General features: G+C 39.7%; 18 protein-coding genes. 14 read left to right on the top strand and 4 right to left on the bottom strand.

Annotation, left to right across the window (positions count from 1 at the left end; all coding sequences use genetic code 11):
- Window positions 1–27: 27 nt before the first annotated feature.
- Window positions 28–474 carry a YlbF/YmcA family competence regulator gene (locus tag CBM15_RS01670; RefSeq protein WP_008403432.1) on the top strand — a complete coding sequence of 149 codons (447 nt, stop codon included), beginning with the start codon at window positions 28–30 and terminating at the stop codon, window positions 472–474.
- 231 nt (window positions 475–705) lie between these two features.
- Here CBM15_RS01670 and CBM15_RS01665 read toward each other — a convergent pair whose 3' ends face one another.
- Window positions 706–1,614, bottom strand: a complete 909-nt coding sequence (locus CBM15_RS01665; RefSeq protein WP_087615494.1) for a glycerophosphodiester phosphodiesterase family protein — start codon at window positions 1,612–1,614, stop codon at window positions 706–708.
- A gap of 276 nt (window positions 1,615–1,890) precedes the next feature.
- Between CBM15_RS01665 and CBM15_RS01660 the strand changes: the two genes are divergently transcribed.
- Window positions 1,891–2,163 carry a YlbG family protein gene (locus CBM15_RS01660; protein ID WP_087615493.1) on the top strand — a complete coding sequence of 91 codons (273 nt, stop codon included), beginning with the start codon at window positions 1,891–1,893 and terminating at the stop codon, window positions 2,161–2,163.
- Window positions 2,164–2,171: 8 nt separating this feature from the next.
- Here CBM15_RS01660 and CBM15_RS01655 read toward each other — a convergent pair whose 3' ends face one another.
- Window positions 2,172–2,561 (bottom strand): DUF7147 family protein, encoded by a 390-nt coding sequence (locus CBM15_RS01655; RefSeq protein ID WP_087615492.1) that lies wholly within the window; start codon window positions 2,559–2,561, stop codon window positions 2,172–2,174.
- Window positions 2,562–2,614: 53 nt separating this feature from the next.
- Between CBM15_RS01655 and CBM15_RS01650 the strand changes: the two genes are divergently transcribed.
- The 3 genes from CBM15_RS01650 to coaD are packed head-to-tail and all read left to right on the top strand — an operon-like array spanning window position 2,615 to window position 5,119.
- Entirely contained in the window at window positions 2,615–4,024 is a 1,410-nt protein-coding gene (locus CBM15_RS01650; protein ID WP_087615491.1) for an RNA polymerase II, read from the top strand.
- Window positions 4,025–4,064: 40 nt separating this feature from the next.
- A complete protein-coding gene (rsmD, locus tag CBM15_RS01645; RefSeq protein WP_008403427.1) occupies window positions 4,065–4,637 on the top strand; it encodes a 16S rRNA (guanine(966)-N(2))-methyltransferase RsmD in 573 nt (190 codons plus the stop codon).
- Window positions 4,634–5,119 (top strand): pantetheine-phosphate adenylyltransferase, encoded by a 486-nt coding sequence (coaD, locus tag CBM15_RS01640; RefSeq protein ID WP_008403425.1) that lies wholly within the window; start codon window positions 4,634–4,636, stop codon window positions 5,117–5,119. The genes rsmD and coaD overlap by 4 nt, the downstream gene beginning before the upstream one ends.
- Window positions 5,120–5,206: 87 nt before the next feature.
- Here the strand turns inward: coaD and CBM15_RS01635 are convergent, their stop codons facing one another.
- On the bottom strand, window positions 5,207–6,085 hold the full coding sequence (locus tag CBM15_RS01635) for a hypothetical protein (RefSeq protein ID WP_087615490.1): 879 nt from the start codon (window positions 6,083–6,085) through the stop codon (window positions 5,207–5,209).
- A gap of 213 nt (window positions 6,086–6,298) precedes the next feature.
- Here CBM15_RS01635 and CBM15_RS01630 point away from each other — a divergent pair, with 213 nt between their 5' ends.
- Entirely contained in the window at window positions 6,299–7,348 is a 1,050-nt protein-coding gene (locus CBM15_RS01630) for a SepM family pheromone-processing serine protease (protein WP_087615489.1), read from the top strand.
- Here the strand turns inward: CBM15_RS01630 and CBM15_RS01625 are convergent.
- Window positions 7,345–8,553 carry a nucleotidyltransferase gene (locus tag CBM15_RS01625; RefSeq protein ID WP_087615488.1) on the bottom strand — a complete coding sequence of 403 codons (1,209 nt, stop codon included), beginning with the start codon at window positions 8,551–8,553 and terminating at the stop codon, window positions 7,345–7,347. The two genes, CBM15_RS01630 and CBM15_RS01625, sit on opposite strands and share 4 nt — an antisense overlap.
- A 184-nt stretch (window positions 8,554–8,737) precedes the next feature.
- Between CBM15_RS01625 and CBM15_RS01620 the strand changes: the two genes are divergently transcribed.
- The 8 genes from CBM15_RS01620 to CBM15_RS01585 all read left to right on the top strand — a co-directional run bounded on the left by CBM15_RS01620 (window position 8,738) and on the right by CBM15_RS01585 (window position 14,272).
- Window positions 8,738–9,271: a YceD family protein gene (locus CBM15_RS01620; RefSeq protein WP_087615487.1), complete on the top strand. Its 534-nt coding sequence runs from the start codon at window positions 8,738–8,740 to the stop codon at window positions 9,269–9,271.
- Window positions 9,272–9,294: 23 nt separating this feature from the next.
- Entirely contained in the window at window positions 9,295–9,468 is a 174-nt protein-coding gene (gene rpmF, locus CBM15_RS01615; protein WP_008403415.1) for a 50S ribosomal protein L32, read from the top strand.
- 155 nt (window positions 9,469–9,623) lie between these two features.
- Complete coding sequence (locus CBM15_RS01610) at window positions 9,624–10,388, top strand: enoyl-CoA hydratase/isomerase family protein (RefSeq protein ID WP_087615486.1); 765 nt, start codon at window positions 9,624–9,626, stop codon at window positions 10,386–10,388.
- 239 nt (window positions 10,389–10,627) lie between these two features.
- Window positions 10,628–11,014: a transcriptional regulator gene (locus tag CBM15_RS01605; protein ID WP_008403412.1), complete on the top strand. Its 387-nt coding sequence runs from the start codon at window positions 10,628–10,630 to the stop codon at window positions 11,012–11,014.
- 134 nt (window positions 11,015–11,148) lie between these two features.
- The gene (locus tag CBM15_RS01600; RefSeq protein ID WP_079524997.1) at window positions 11,149–11,361 is read left to right on the top strand and encodes an acetyl-CoA carboxylase biotin carboxyl carrier protein subunit; all 213 of its coding nucleotides are present in this window, start codon (window positions 11,149–11,151) and stop codon (window positions 11,359–11,361) included.
- A 17-nt stretch (window positions 11,362–11,378) separates the two neighbouring features.
- Window positions 11,379–12,917 carry an acyl-CoA carboxylase subunit beta gene (locus CBM15_RS01595; RefSeq protein ID WP_087615485.1) on the top strand — a complete coding sequence of 513 codons (1,539 nt, stop codon included), beginning with the start codon at window positions 11,379–11,381 and terminating at the stop codon, window positions 12,915–12,917.
- Between the two features lie 69 nt (window positions 12,918–12,986).
- Complete coding sequence (locus CBM15_RS01590) at window positions 12,987–13,880, top strand: ketopantoate reductase family protein (protein WP_087615484.1); 894 nt, start codon at window positions 12,987–12,989, stop codon at window positions 13,878–13,880.
- The gene (locus CBM15_RS01585; RefSeq protein ID WP_008403407.1) at window positions 13,877–14,272 is read left to right on the top strand and encodes a DUF3397 domain-containing protein; all 396 of its coding nucleotides are present in this window, start codon (window positions 13,877–13,879) and stop codon (window positions 14,270–14,272) included. Before CBM15_RS01590 ends, CBM15_RS01585 begins: the two co-directional genes overlap by 4 nt.
- Window positions 14,273–14,287 lie beyond the last annotated feature (15 nt).

Raw genomic sequence — 14,287 nt, 5'->3', positions numbered from 1 at the left:
GATAAAGTGAGATTGGAGGAATAAACAATGCTCATGACTTCTGATTGGGTTTTTATTTTAGATGAGGTCGATGAATTAAATGCGATGATCCTTTCCTCTGAGCAAGCCGAAAACCTTCGTCTTGCGAAAAAGGCAGTCTACGAGGATGCGGAATTAAGCGCACAAATTATGGCCTTTCAACGATTAAAAGACCAATATGAGGATGTACAACGCTTTGGCAAATATCATCCTGATTACAATATAATTATGAAAAAAATTCGAACAGAAAAGCGTCTGATCGATATGAATGAACAAATCGCAGCACTGAAGGTGGCGGAAAATGATTTTCAGGATCTTCTCGATGAAATCAGCCTTCTCATTGGCCATTCCGTTTCGGAAGCTGTAAAAGTTCCGGTAAGCAATCCGTTTTTTGCCAGCAGTTCTTCTTGTGGCAGCGGATGCGGTACAGGTGGCGGTTGTTCGTGTTCAGCCTAATGAAATAAAAAGAGCTCCCGAAAATTTCGGGAGCTTTTGTTATGATTGCCATCTAGGCTAAAGCGCCAACTCCTCGCACCATTAAGCCCCTCCGTGCAAAAGTGGTGGAACGTTTACTTTTGCGTCGGGTCTTCCAATGGCTTGGGCTCACACGATGTGAGTCATTGGCGGCATGCCACAAGGATGTGGCGATTTGCCCACTCGGAATTAAACGGGCGCTATAGCCCTTGGTTATTGCGATACTTTTTGGATGATCACTTCTGCGATATCGGGACGGTTTGTCACGATACCCATTGCTCCTTGTCGGATGACACGGTTCATTGTTACAAGATCATCAATGTCGCTGTAGATCGTCGGCACATTAAGTTCCGATAAAAACTTAACAAAGCGCGGTGAATCATAATTGAAAACACCCTGTTTTAATGGAACGATGAACAAGTCTACTTTTGGATGATACAAATGACCGAATTGACTTGTAAATGAAGTCATCGCCTTTTTAATGTCGCCTTCACCGGCACCAAGAGCGATGCGGTTTTGTGCATACAGATTGAAGCGGTCGATTTGTTCGCTATAAGGACTTGTCACAATCACTTGATATTGAATATTCAATTCTTCGATTAACCGCCATAGTTTAGAAGGCATTAAACTACCTTCATATGTGTCTGGACTATCTTGGATGTTTACGATAAATAGTTTATCTGGATATGTTTCGATTAATTGGCGTAATGTCACGGCCAGTACATGCTGTTCTCTGTAAGGGAAAGCACCTTCTAAATCTTCAAAGTTATAGCCGATATTGAGTTCTTTTAATTGTTCGAATGTAAAATCTTTAATAAAGCCAGAGCCATTAGTTGTGCGGTCTACCGTTGCATCATGAAAAGCGATAATTTCTTCATCTTTTGAAAGGCGGACACTTACTGTAAAGCCATCCACACCGATTTCCGCTGCTCGTTCAAAAGCAAGTAACGAATGTTCAGGTGCCAGACCCGCGCCACCATGTTGTGCGATAATAATTGGACGTTCAAATTGTAATGCTTCTTTTGATTCACGTTTTTGCGGCTTTGAAATCGCTTTTGTTCCTGCCCATGCCGCCGCACTAGCCGCCGCGATTGCTAAAGCTACTTTTGTCTTCTTACCCATTAAATTCGTCCTCCTCTAACCGTACATTGTTTCGTTGAAAGCTATGTGCAATAAATGAGTGTAAAAAGCTTGAAATAGTATGAAGTGTATATCTCACTCTACTATTTTCCATTATAACGGAAAAGAAGTGGAACTGTCTAAACTCTGTTGCTAACAATTTGCACATTTGGTATGCTTTTAGTGAAAAAGACGGCTTGAAACTGAGGTAATTTAAAGGATTTTGTTGCATGATTTGGCTGAATATAAATATTTTTATGAAGAAACGGGGAGTTTTCCATGAATGAAAGACAAGGTTTAATTATATACGTTCATCAATTAAAACATGCGAAGTCGTTAAGGAAGTATGGTCACGTAAATTTCATCTCCAGGAGATTAAAATATGTTGTAATTTATTGTAATCGGGACGAGATCGAAACATTGAAAAGTAAAATACAACGCCTTCCATTTGTGAAAGACGTTGTGGAATCATACCGTCCATTTGTTAAAAATGAATTTGAAAATGCAAAGCCGGATAAGGCAAAAGAATACGATTATAAAATAGGTTTATAATTTTTCTATTATTGCATCGGTGGTATGTATCGGTTTAATCTCAAAATACCAATTAAGTATTGATAATATTGATTTTTTTCCGAAAAAACAGATGAGTGTTTAATTTCAAGAATGTTTTCTTGCTGCTTAACATCTTGAATCGTTTGTTTAAATATCTCAATTCGCTTTGACAGTTTTTCCTCGTTATATGGAATCCCTTCGCGGCAAATATATATTGGCATGAATTTGCTTTCACCTGATGGTTTAAAAGCCACGGCTAGTGAAGCGACTGAATTGCCATCACGAGTTGCAGTGAAAATAAATGCGTTATGGAATCGATGCTCATTTGTTTTGACCAGTTCGCAAAGCTCATATATATCGCCATAGCCTTGACCGAGTTCGATAAATTGTTGAATCATTTTTTAGCACATCCTTTCTTTATAATAGTAACATGATGCAGGAGGTCAGGCACTTGAAAATTGCCGTTAGTATTTTTTCATTTTTAACGATACTAATCGGAACTATACTTTTTATGCAGTTCCAAGTTTATTCGGAGGAAGTGGACTCAGCTGAAAAAGGCTATCGTTATTCTCAGGAAATTGAAATTGTGTACCGAGACGAAAGCTTGGATATTCGTCAGCATTTTAAAAATTTACCGAATGAAGAATTGACGATTGAATGGCCGAAAGCTTCCATCAATCCTGATTGTTTTATAGAAAATGAACATAGCTGTGCTCGACTAAGTGAAGATTCCACGAAGTTTAAAGCTGGAGAAACGAGGGCGCAATCGATTTCCTATGTCATCCCATTAAAGGACGGCTTACAGTCTCGTCAGCTTATGAAAAATGTATTTGCTACGTTAAAAAACGGTGATGTTCAGTTTTCTACGGTTCATATTTCCACAGAAAAAGATGTGAAAGGGCAGTGGGTAACGGGTTTGCCGTTAATCGGTGAGCAAAATTTATCACTTGTCAACTATTCCATGTTCAGTGGAGAAGGCCCTGTGAAAGATCTGTTTTGGCAAGATGGAGACTTTGCGCTGCAAAATGAAATGGGTGCTGTCTCTATTTATTCAAGAACCCCATTGAAAGCTGCATTTTATGAAAAGCTTGAAAAAGTTAACTTTTTAAGCAATGAACATCTTGCCATCGTTAATGGAACAAATACAGATGGTGTCGATGGGTTCCGTATGATTTTTGTACCAAATGTGACAGTGGCGAAGGTGCAACAAAATGTCCTGCTTATACAACTGGAAGCAACCTATGATTTTGGTGACAGTCCGCATTGGCTGAAAGAATTAATGGCATCCTTTTTAACGGGTACTGTATTTGGCGGCGAGAAAACAAAAGAAGTCGCTGCAACAATTACTGGCCAATTAACGGACGGGCAACTGAAGGAGTGGCAAGAACGTTTACGGGCACTGGAAGGTAAAACGATCAGCGGAGAACTGCTCGACAAGAAGTTGTCTGAAGTATTGGATGCTTCTACGAAATATATTTCGATGAATGCACAATCAGAAAAATCCTATCCGTTTCTATATAATGACCCGCGTCAACTATATGTCAATTCGGAAAAGCAGCCTGCCGTTCAAGTCGTCTTAAAAGATGGTGAAGTATTGTACGGGGCAGATATACTGCTGGAATCGATCGGTTATGATGTAAGTATAGGAGAACATGGGTATTATGTAGTAAGTGAAACACGTGAATTCAGATTTCCGAATGAACCGGGTTTTTATGTATTTAATCAGCGACGCTATGACACGGTATCTTTACCGGTTAAACAAGTAGCTGGCCAATATTTCATTGAGGAATCGTGGTTACAGCGTTTGTTTCTAGTTGAAATTGAAAAAACGGAGGACCGAATTAATATTTCGGCTCCTTAAAAAATGTTAGATGATTTAGAAGGAAAGTTTGGTGGAAATCATGCGCGTTGTCGCAGGAGACAGAAAAGGGATGCCATTAAAGGCAATTGCGGGAAATACAACACGACCGACAACAGATAAAGTCAAGGAATCCATTTTTAATATGATCGGCCCATTCTTTAATGGCGGTTTGGCGGTTGATTTATTTGCAGGGAGCGGCGGGCTTGGTATCGAAACACTAAGTCGCGGGGCAGATCATGCGCTGTTTATCGAGAAAGATGCCCGTGCTTTCCAAGTGCTTCAGGAAAATATAAAAAAATGCCGTTATGAGGATGTATCTGAACTTTTCCGTACAGATGCGATGCGTGCGGTGAAGGCCTTATTAAAAAGAGATATTGTCATTGACTATTTATTTTTGGATCCGCCATATCACAAAAAAGAATATTATGACTTAGTCGAAACACTTGTTGAGGGCGGGAAGTTGGCGCAAGATGCCATCATTATGTGCGAACATTCTACAGAAGTTACATTGCCGGAAAACTACGGCCGCTTTCACCTAGTAAGACAAGAAGAATACGGCAGTACGATCATTTCTATTTATCGTCATGTAGAGGAAGAGGGAGAAATCGTTTGACAGAAAAAATCGCAGTAGTACCTGGAAGTTTTGATCCGATTACGAATGGTCATATTGACATCATTCGTCGGGCAGCCGATGTTTTTGACACAGTATATGTCGCAGTATTAAATAACTCATCAAAAAAACCACTATTTTCAATTGAAGAGCGTACAGCCTTAATTAAAGAAGTAACAAAAGATTTGCCGAATATTCGAATCGAAACTTCTTCGGGACTGCTGATCGATTATGCCCGTGAAAAGAAGGCGAAAGCCATTGTACGTGGCTTACGCGCCGTTTCCGACTTTGAATATGAAATGCAGATTACTTCGATGAACCGAGTGCTTGATGAAAATATCGAGACATTCTTCATCATGTCAAAAAATCAGTATTCATTTTTAAGTTCAAGCATCGTCAAAGAAGTAGCCAAATACGGCGGAAATGTAAGTGAACTCGTACCAGCCATCGTCGAACAGGCACTGAAAGAAAAATTCGCTAAATAAAAAAGAGCTTCTGTGTAAGGATTTTTCCTTACACAGAAGCTCTTTTTTTCACAAAGGAAATCGCCGGAAGATAATAAAACCCCTCTCTTATAAAAACAACAGGAAAAATAATATTGGGATGACGATACTGTAAACAATACGAGTGAAAATATACGGACGAATCGCAATATTAGCAGAGCGGGCGATTACGATTACTTGCAGGTGAATACTTAAACTTTGAGTCGTCAAGAATACAACTGTGAAAAAAATAAGCATGTCGCCATAGAGCTGCTGGTGGAGCAAATGTAATCCGTTCGTCACTTCAAGAAAGCTGGCAATTCCAATTTCTAAATAGGTAGGAATTGATTCGAAAACAACTTCGACACTATGTAGAAACACTTGGTAAATCGTCGTAAAAAAAATGATTGTTGTTGCAACAATTAATATTGTCGGAGCACTTTCCTTAATACTTGACGTAAAAGGTGTCGGATCTTTTGGTGCTTTATGCACTTCTTTTGAAAGCGGAGGGCAAATTAAATATACGGCAACCAATAAAATGAATGAAAAGCTATGTAGTAAAATTAAATATTGCCAGCTGAATGTTGTAGAATTTAATAAGTCGCTTCCGACAAAGCCGAATAAAAAAAGCGGGCTTGGACAATGGCAAATACCGAGCAAATAGGCAGCCTGCTGCTTTGTGATCGAATTACGTTTCACGAGTTGCGTAATTGTAGCAGCACCTGTAGGGTACCCTCCGACTGCACTAATTCCGTAAGTTTGTAAAAAAACGATAAATGGCGCACTGTTGTAAGAATGCGTCAATTTTAAAAGCCATGTTGTTAACACTAAATACGGCAGTAAATAGGGAAATAAAGCTTCCATAAAAAGCGATACACCAATGTCTGCGCCTACATGTGTCATTTCCGGAAAGAATAATAATAAACTAATTAATGTGATGCATAAAAGGATTGTCCAAATATTCTTCATCCTTTTCAATATTTTGTCATTCGCTCGTTCAAATGCTACACTAATTGTATGCAATTGAAGATTAAATTAGTATTTCAACTAGCCGGAACATAATTTTAAAGGAACGAATTTTGACATTAATTCGTCTTTATTATTTGATCACGGCTTACAAAAATTGGTCCTGATACAATTGCGCCAATGCGAAATTGATTAATTATAGAGGAGTTTAAATACATGGGGAATAAAGGGAAAATAGCATTCGGCCTGTTTTTAGTTATATTAATGGGTTTGTCTTTTTATAGGTTGGATTATTATATTACAAAACCGGGTGGTACATATAATGTAAGCGATTTTCTGGCGATTCAGAATGGGGATCCGGACGATGAAGGTTCTTTTTATATGACGACCGTTGCAATGGGGCAGGCAACCCCGTTAACTTATGCGATGGCAGCTGTCGCGGATTATTATGATATTGTAAAATTAACAGATGTGCGACAAGAAGAAGAGGATGACGAAGAATATAATGTTCGTCAATTGAAATATATGACGGACTCCCAGTTTAATGCAACGTATGTAGCGTTCAATCGAGCGGGGCTTGATTATCAGGTGACCTACAAAGGACTTTATGTATTGAATGTTCTTGCAGAAGGTGCTGCTGACGGGCATCTAAAGCCGGGAGATGAGATTGTGGAAGTGGATAATGAGCGTATTGATAGTTTGGAAACGTTCGTTACCATCATTACACCGAAAGTAAAGGGAGATAAAATTAATCTAGTTGTAAAACGTGATGGAAAGCTCATTGACGAAACGCTGGAGATTAAAGAAATACCAGGCTCTAAAGGGCGTTTTGGCATAGGTATCACCTATTCCGAAAGTAAATCAATCAAAACCGATCCAAAAGTGACTGTGAAAACAGAAGATATTGGCGGACCATCTGCCGGGTTAATGTTTACATTAGAGCTGTTAAATCAGCTAATCGATGAAGATCTGACAAAAGGCTATGAAATTGCAGGTACCGGTGAAATGCTGGAGGATGGAACGGTAGGCCGAATTGGCGGTATTGAGAAAAAGGTTGTTTCTGCTGATAAAGAAGGTGTCGATATTTTCTTTGCCCCTGATGATGAAATAACAAAAGAAATGCTTGAGTATAACCCAAGCATTACTTCAAATTATGAGGTGGCAGCTCAAACAGCAAAAGCCATTAATTCCGACATAAAAGTTGTTCCTGTCAAAACAATTGATGACGCCTTAAATTATTTAGATCAACTACAACCGAAAAATTAATAGCGAATAGGCGGAGTTTTATAATCTTCGTCTATTTTTTTATTTGAAAATTGCTGGATGCCTAATTGGTACATTTGGGTTGCGTGCAGATCGATGGCCAATATTGGATCACTGACAGCTGCAACTCGGCTGATGAGCGGCAATGAAAGGGACTTTTTAATACGTGAAATATATTGCTGCCCTGCTGATGTCATGCCCAATATCCGAATATATGTAGGGCTGGAATACGCATGCAGCTGTTCTTTCGTGACTCCGGAATAAATATGTGTCAACATTCGCTGGAGTCTTGTCCATGTATAACGTTTCGATTTCATCGCATTCATAAATTCCACAAAGTTCGCACTTGATCTTGCATATTTAATAAGCGAGTTTTCAAGCCCTTCTGATACGTCTGCATACTGTTTCAACTGCTGTGGAGTATGTCTTAAAATAGCATACTGTAAAAGTGGCCAAAAGCTTTCCCAGCTTGCAAAACGCCCATGTTCTGCCTGCCAGTGACCAAGCTGCTCAATACTTGCTTCGGGTAAATACTGTGTTACCTGTTCAAGCGACTGGCCGCTAAACAATGCCTGACGAATCCCGGTAGCACTGGCAATTTCACTGTCTGTGTCAATTGCATCATGATATCCCGCGGCAATTCGCTGAATGGTAGCAGGTCTCATAACTGTCTGAAGCTGCTCCATTGCTTCAACATAATGGAAGCCTAATATATTATTTGGTTGCCCTAAATCAATGTATGCATTCGGGGAAAGTTGTTTAAGCTGTTCATATGCCGCAAAAAGAGCTTGCGGGTAGCTTTTGCCTTGCTGAATTGTTTCTTTAATGATGGCGTTATAGAGCGTCCGATTGCTTTCGATTAAGTGAAAAGTGTTGAGAAACGGCGTGATGCTTCCTTGTTCGCTCCCAAATGCCAATGTCGTGCACTGCATTGCTTCCAATAGTTGTACAGCACCAGAAGCAAAACCAGTTGCCTGAGCGGTGCTGAAAATATAAGGGAGTTCGATTACGACGTCAACTCCGCTTGCGAGTGCCATCTTTGTACGATGCCATTTGTCGACGAGTGCGGGCTCTCCTCGCTGTAAAAATTGACCGCTCATAACAGCAACCGCAACATCACTGTTCGTTGTGCGTTTTGCTTCATTTACGTGATGCAGATGGCCATTGTGAAACGGATTATATTCAACAACTATACCGACGGCTTGCATAAACTTCCCCCTTACGCTAAAATAGTTTTTTGTTCGCATGAATACGTTCGAAATGAATGTATCTTTGCAATATGTTAGAATTAATTTGATTATAAGCAGGTTTTGTAATAGTGACAAGAAATTATCTTGACATCTTTTTTTATGGGCTATATAATAAACAGTGTTGTCTCGAGGTGATTAACGAATGAAATGGTCAATTCATCAATTATCAAAGTTTCGAAAAGACGGAATGCCGATTGATACAGTTGTTCAGTTGGATGAAGTGAAAAATCGTAACACCGATATTCGAAACGTTTCACCCGTTCATGTAAAAGGGCTTTGTACTTTTGGTGCATCGCAAATGACTTGTCAATTAACGATTAGCACTACGTTGACGCTTCCATGTGCACGCACGTGGGAAGATGTTGAATATCCTGTGAACATTGAAACGGTAGAAGTTTTCAGCTGGACCGATGAGAGAAACCGCGGGGATGTTGAGGGCGATATCCATTATGTTGATGGTGACGTTGTTGATATGAAACCAGTCCTGGAGGAATTAATTCTTCTGGAAGTACCGATGCAAGTATTCAAAGAGAATACCGAAGGACAAGTGCAGGGCGGTAAAGGCTGGGACTATTCAACGGATGAAGATGTAGAAAATGCTAAGGAAGTTGACGAACCAAAATTGGATCCAAGACTGGCTGCTTTAGCTAAGTATTTTGATCAAACAGATGAATAAATATCTGTAAGGAGGTGCCATCAATGGCTGTACCATTTAGAAGAACTTCTAAAACTGCAAAAAGAAAGCGTCGTACGCATTTCAAACTATCTGTACCTGGTATGGTAGCTTGCCCAAACTGTGGAGAAGCTAAACTATCTCACCGTGTTTGCAAAGCTTGCGGACAATACAAAGGTAAAGAAGTAGTAGCGAAATAATTCAGTATTTGCGCTATATAAAGACTAGTTAAGAGACCATGGCTCTTAACTAGTCTTTTTTCTGTTTTTGCATAGAAACATTGTCAAAACAATAGTGGTCAACTATTATTAGAATAGTTTGATATATCGAAATAATTACTAAAGGGGATGGGCAAGTGGATTACTTAATTCAGAATGAAGACGGGATTCTAACATTTACAATTAATCGCGAGGAAAAACGAAATGCCATAAACTATGCGGTGATGGATGGATTAAAGGAAGTTATTACATACATAAAAGAACATAATGATGTGCGCTTTTTAGTTATTACAGGCGCTGGGGAAAAATCATTTTGCTCGGGCGGGGACTTGTCGGAATTTCATAGTTTGGAAACAGAAGGAGAAGCGTTTGGCATGCTGAGTAAAATGGGGCATATTTTATATGATTTAGCGACATTGCCAGTACCGACAATTGCCTTAATAAATGGAGCGGCTGTAGGAGGAGGTTGTGAAATAGCGACGGCTTGCGATTTCCGCCTCATTTCATCTCATGCAAAAGCCGGCTTCATCCAAGGGACGCTGGCAATTACATCCGGATGGGGTGGCGGAACTTATTTATTTGAGCGCGGCCTGCGCCATGATCGTGCATTAAAGATGCTGATCGATGCTAAGCCGTATGACGCGCAAACATTATATGAAATTGGTTGGGCAATGCGTGTGTATATTGAAGGGACGAAAGAGCAGGCTCTCGCAGATTTTATAGAGCACATGGCGAAAATCCACCCTTCTGTCCATCAGGCATATAAAGAAATTGAATTACGAAAATGGCGTGAGCGCAATATGTATGAGCGTGTGATGGAAGAAATCAAACTATGCGCAAAACTGTGGGAATCCGAAGCGCACCACACTGCAGTACAGAACTTCCTCGAGAAGAAAAAGTAATCCGTTAACAGACACTTTATGAATAATTTATAGGAAGTACGTTGATTGGAATGGAGGGGAGTCGATTTCTGCCTCAGGAGCACCAACACCTGAGCAAAAGGAACAAAAGCCTCAACCCGCAATGGAAATCAACTTCCCCTAGTTACGATGAAAACTATTTTTATCGTAACTTTTTTTGTTTTTAAGTCTATTTTGTTCATCATGGCATATAGTAGTAAAAAATATGAGGTGGTGCAACTGTGGAGCAAAAAAGAAGGAAAGATCAATGGACAATTGCAGACGATGAAAAGTTAGCTGAAATTGTGATTCAAACAGTTCAAAACGGACGTACACAACTAGAAGCTTTTGAACAGGCAGCACAGGAGTTAAACCGGACGAAGCAAGCTTGCGGGTTCCGATGGAATAAAACTTTGCGAGCACAGTATGGACAGGTTTTGAACAGTGTCAGAAAGCGTCCAAAACAATTAATGCGCAGTCACTTAAAGTTGGCGTTATCTAGTTTTGAAGAATTGACTGAAGCCTATAACGAACTAGAAATGAAGTATTCGGAATTACAATCAGAGTACGACAAAATTTCGAAGTGGCTACAACAGGGGGTAGCCTTAACGAAGGGAAAACCGAGTTGAGTAAAAAATAGCTGTAAATAGAAATAAAATAATTTTTCGAGAAAATAATTGTAATTAATTTTAAGGCTACTTACAATAGAAGTAGAAACATAGCGCGAGTAGCGCAAATATCTTCTAACAAGGGGGCCTTTCGCATGGCAGAAGTAAAAGCACAAATGGCAGGGACAGTATTTGAGGTAAGTGTTAAAGAAGGGGATAGTGTGACAAAAGGGCAGACACTCATCATTTTAGAATCGATGAAAATGGAAATCCCGCATGAGGCAGAAGCGGATGGGACAGTAGCAAAAATTACTGTTGCTGAAGGTGATTTTGTTGAAGAGAATGATATTTTAGTAGAATTAGCTTAAGTGATGGAGGGACGATAATGACACAGCCTACTTATAACGAACACTTACAGCAAAAAATAGAAAAAATATACGCAGGCGGGCAACCAAAATATCACGAAAAGTTAAAAGAAACGAATAAACTTTTTGTCCGGGATCGCTTGAAGCAATTGTTTGATGATGGGGTTTATGAGGAAGACGCCCGTTTTGCAAATTATGAGGCCGGAGATTTGCCTGCAGATGGAGTTGTAACAGCTATCGGGCAAGTTGACGGGCAAACCGTTTGTGTTATGGCTAATGACTCTACAATCAAAGCGGGATCATGGGGTTCGCGCACAGTTGAAAAAATAATCCGTATTCAAGAGACTGCGGAAAAAATGCAAGTACCAATGCTTTACTTAGTCGATTCTGCAGGGGCACGCATTACAGATCAGCTGGAAATGTTCCCTGGGCGACGCGGGGCAGGCCGTATTTTCCATAATCAAGTACGTATGAGTGGGATGATTCCTCAAATATGTATTCTATTCGGTCCATCTGCTGCAGGAGGAGCCTATATTCCGGCCTTCTGTGACATCGTAATTATGGTGGACGGAAATGCTTCAATGTACTTAGGATCACCGAGAATGGCTGAAAAAGTAATCGGTGAAAAGGTTTCGCTCGAAGAAATGGGCGGAGCACGCATGCACTGTACCGTTAGTGGATGTGGGGACGTATTGGCTGAAAACGAAGAACAGGCAATCCTTGAAGCGAGACGCTATATTAGTTATTTCCCTGCAAACTTTGCGGAATTCCCGCCTATTGATGAAACAAAGGCACCGAAAAGCGGGAGAACGCTGGAAGAGATTATTCCGGAAAATCAGAATGCGCCATTTGATATGTATGAATGTATCGAACAGCTGATTGATGAAGGCAGCTTCTTTGAAATTAAAAAGCTATTTGCCTCTGAACTGATTACAGGACTGGCCCGCATTGATGGGCAAGTTGTAGGCATTATTGCCAATCAGCCGAAAGTAAAAGGCGGCGTACTGTTTATCGATTCTGCCGACAAAGCAGCGAAGTTTATTACGCTTTGTGATGCATTCTCCATCCCGCTATTATTTTTAGCGGATGTACCGGGCTTTATGATCGGTACAAAAGTGGAAAAGGCAGGCATTATCAGACATGGGGCAAAATTTATATCGGCGATGAGCTCGGCTACGGTACCGAAAATTTCGGTTATCGTTCGTAAAGCGTATGGAGCTGGCCTTTATGCGATGTGCGGCCCGGCATTCGAACCGGATGCAGTCATTGCATTGCCGACTGCCCAAATTGCGGTAATGGGTCCGGAAGCAGCTGTAAATGCTGTTTATTCAAATAAGATCGAGGCGATTGAAGATCCGAAAGAGCGGATTCAATTTGTGAAACAAAAAATCGAAGAATACAAAGAAGAAATCGACTTATATAAACTGGCTTCCGAAATGGTAATTGATGATATTGTCATGCCAAATCAACTGCGACATACATTAATTCAACGTTTTAATTACTATAATTCGAAACAAATTGCATTACCATATCGAAAACATCCGGTATATCCAGTATAATAAATTTAGCTAAAGGTCTGTCTTGAAGGCAGACCTTTTTAATTCGAAATAAATTTGAGGTATAATATAATGCGAATTGAAATCATTGGTGCAGGTGCAGTTGGTTTATTAGTAGCAAGCTATTTTGCTGAAAAGAATATGGATGTGTACATTGTCGGGAAACCTACGGGGGAAACGGTATGCAAGGACATACAGATTGAAAGGACGAATGTAAATCAATCTGTTACTTCCGTCAATGTGAAATATATTTCGGCGCTTTCAAATAAAGCGGATTTAATCATTGTAGCTGTAAAATATGGACAACTTCATGAAGTGTATGCAAGTATGGAGCATGTAAAGGATTCTATTCCATTATTATTTTTACAGAATGGTTTAGCCCATTATGAGGAAGCACTTGCATTAAATAAAACGCATATTGCATTTAGCTCGATTCAATTCGGGGCACTTAAATTTTCGGAGCACCATGTCGCCCATAAAGGGGAAGGTATGATGAAAATTGCGGTAGCAAAAGGCGCTGGCAGTGAGTTCAGTTTTTTAAACGGACTTTCATCGGCCGAGCTTCCGATTGTATTCGAACAGGATGCCGAAAAAATGCTAATGGAGAAAGCATTGTTGAATTGTTTTATCAATCCGTTAACCGCGATTCTGCAAGTGAAAAATGGACAGCTAATTACAAAAAGCCATACATTGCAATTATTGAAAGATTTATACAACGAACTCATGACGGCGTTTCCGCAATTTAAAGAAACGTTCCATTTTAATCAGGTCATTGCACTTTGTGAAAAGACAGCGGAAAATACATCGTCTATGCTGGCTGATCGTCTTGCAAATCGCAAAACCGAGATTGATACAATAGCAGGTGCGATTTTGAAAAAAGCGGAGCAAAATGAGAAAAAATTGCCTGTTTTACAAACATTTTATTATTTAGTGAAAGCATTTGAAGAGAGCGGTGAACAAATGTGATATTATTTTTTCAATATTTGGTGGCAACAATTATTGTATGCCCGATTATTGCTTTTATCACTGTGCTGCTCATATGCCGTAAGCTTCGAATAAAAAAACATAAAGCGATTGGCTTGGCAGCGGATATTACAACATTTCTTATGTTTTTTTCGATACCGATTGCGTTACAAGGACTATGGAATATTGGTATATTAATGCCGATGCTAATTGTTGTACTCGTAATCGCGATTGTTTTTACATATGTTGATTGGCGAACGAAAAAAGAAATTGAAGTAAAGCCATTACTGAAAAAAATTTGGCGCTTTTACTTTTTATTGTTCAGCATCACTTATTTTATAATTTGGATTGTTGGAATTACCCATTCAGTTATGATGTTTATGATGGTTGATTAGGTGGCTAAACTTTTC

The sequence above is a fragment of the Solibacillus kalamii genome (assembly GCF_002174535.1).
Taxonomy (GTDB): domain Bacteria; phylum Bacillota; class Bacilli; order Bacillales_A; family Planococcaceae; genus Solibacillus; species Solibacillus silvestris.
This window is presented reverse-complemented; position numbering and strand designations above follow the sequence as displayed.

Bases quoted from the DNA above. Each gene is read 5' to 3' on its own strand.
- CBM15_RS01670 (WP_008403432.1), top strand. From the start codon at position 28: ATGCTCATGACTTCTGATTGGGTTTTTATTTTAGATGAGGTCGATGAA.
- CBM15_RS01665 (WP_087615494.1), bottom strand. From the start codon at position 1,614: ATGGGTAAGAAGACAAAAGTAGCTTTAGCAATCGCGGCGGCTAGTGCG.
- CBM15_RS01660 (WP_087615493.1), top strand. From the start codon at position 1,891: ATGAATGAAAGACAAGGTTTAATTATATACGTTCATCAATTAAAACAT.
- CBM15_RS01655 (WP_087615492.1), bottom strand. From the start codon at position 2,561: ATGATTCAACAATTTATCGAACTCGGTCAAGGCTATGGCGATATATAT.
- rsmD (WP_008403427.1), top strand. From the start codon at position 4,065: ATGCGCGTTGTCGCAGGAGACAGAAAAGGGATGCCATTAAAGGCAATT.
- CBM15_RS01635 (WP_087615490.1), bottom strand. From the start codon at position 6,085: ATGAAGAATATTTGGACAATCCTTTTATGCATCACATTAATTAGTTTA.
- CBM15_RS01630 (WP_087615489.1), top strand. From the start codon at position 6,299: ATGGGGAATAAAGGGAAAATAGCATTCGGCCTGTTTTTAGTTATATTA.
- CBM15_RS01625 (WP_087615488.1), bottom strand. From the start codon at position 8,553: ATGCAAGCCGTCGGTATAGTTGTTGAATATAATCCGTTTCACAATGGC.
- CBM15_RS01620 (WP_087615487.1), top strand. From the start codon at position 8,738: ATGAAATGGTCAATTCATCAATTATCAAAGTTTCGAAAAGACGGAATG.
- rpmF (WP_008403415.1), top strand. From the start codon at position 9,295: ATGGCTGTACCATTTAGAAGAACTTCTAAAACTGCAAAAAGAAAGCGT.
- CBM15_RS01600 (WP_079524997.1), top strand. From the start codon at position 11,149: ATGGCAGAAGTAAAAGCACAAATGGCAGGGACAGTATTTGAGGTAAGT.
- CBM15_RS01595 (WP_087615485.1), top strand. From the start codon at position 11,379: ATGACACAGCCTACTTATAACGAACACTTACAGCAAAAAATAGAAAAA.
- CBM15_RS01590 (WP_087615484.1), top strand. From the start codon at position 12,987: ATGCGAATTGAAATCATTGGTGCAGGTGCAGTTGGTTTATTAGTAGCA.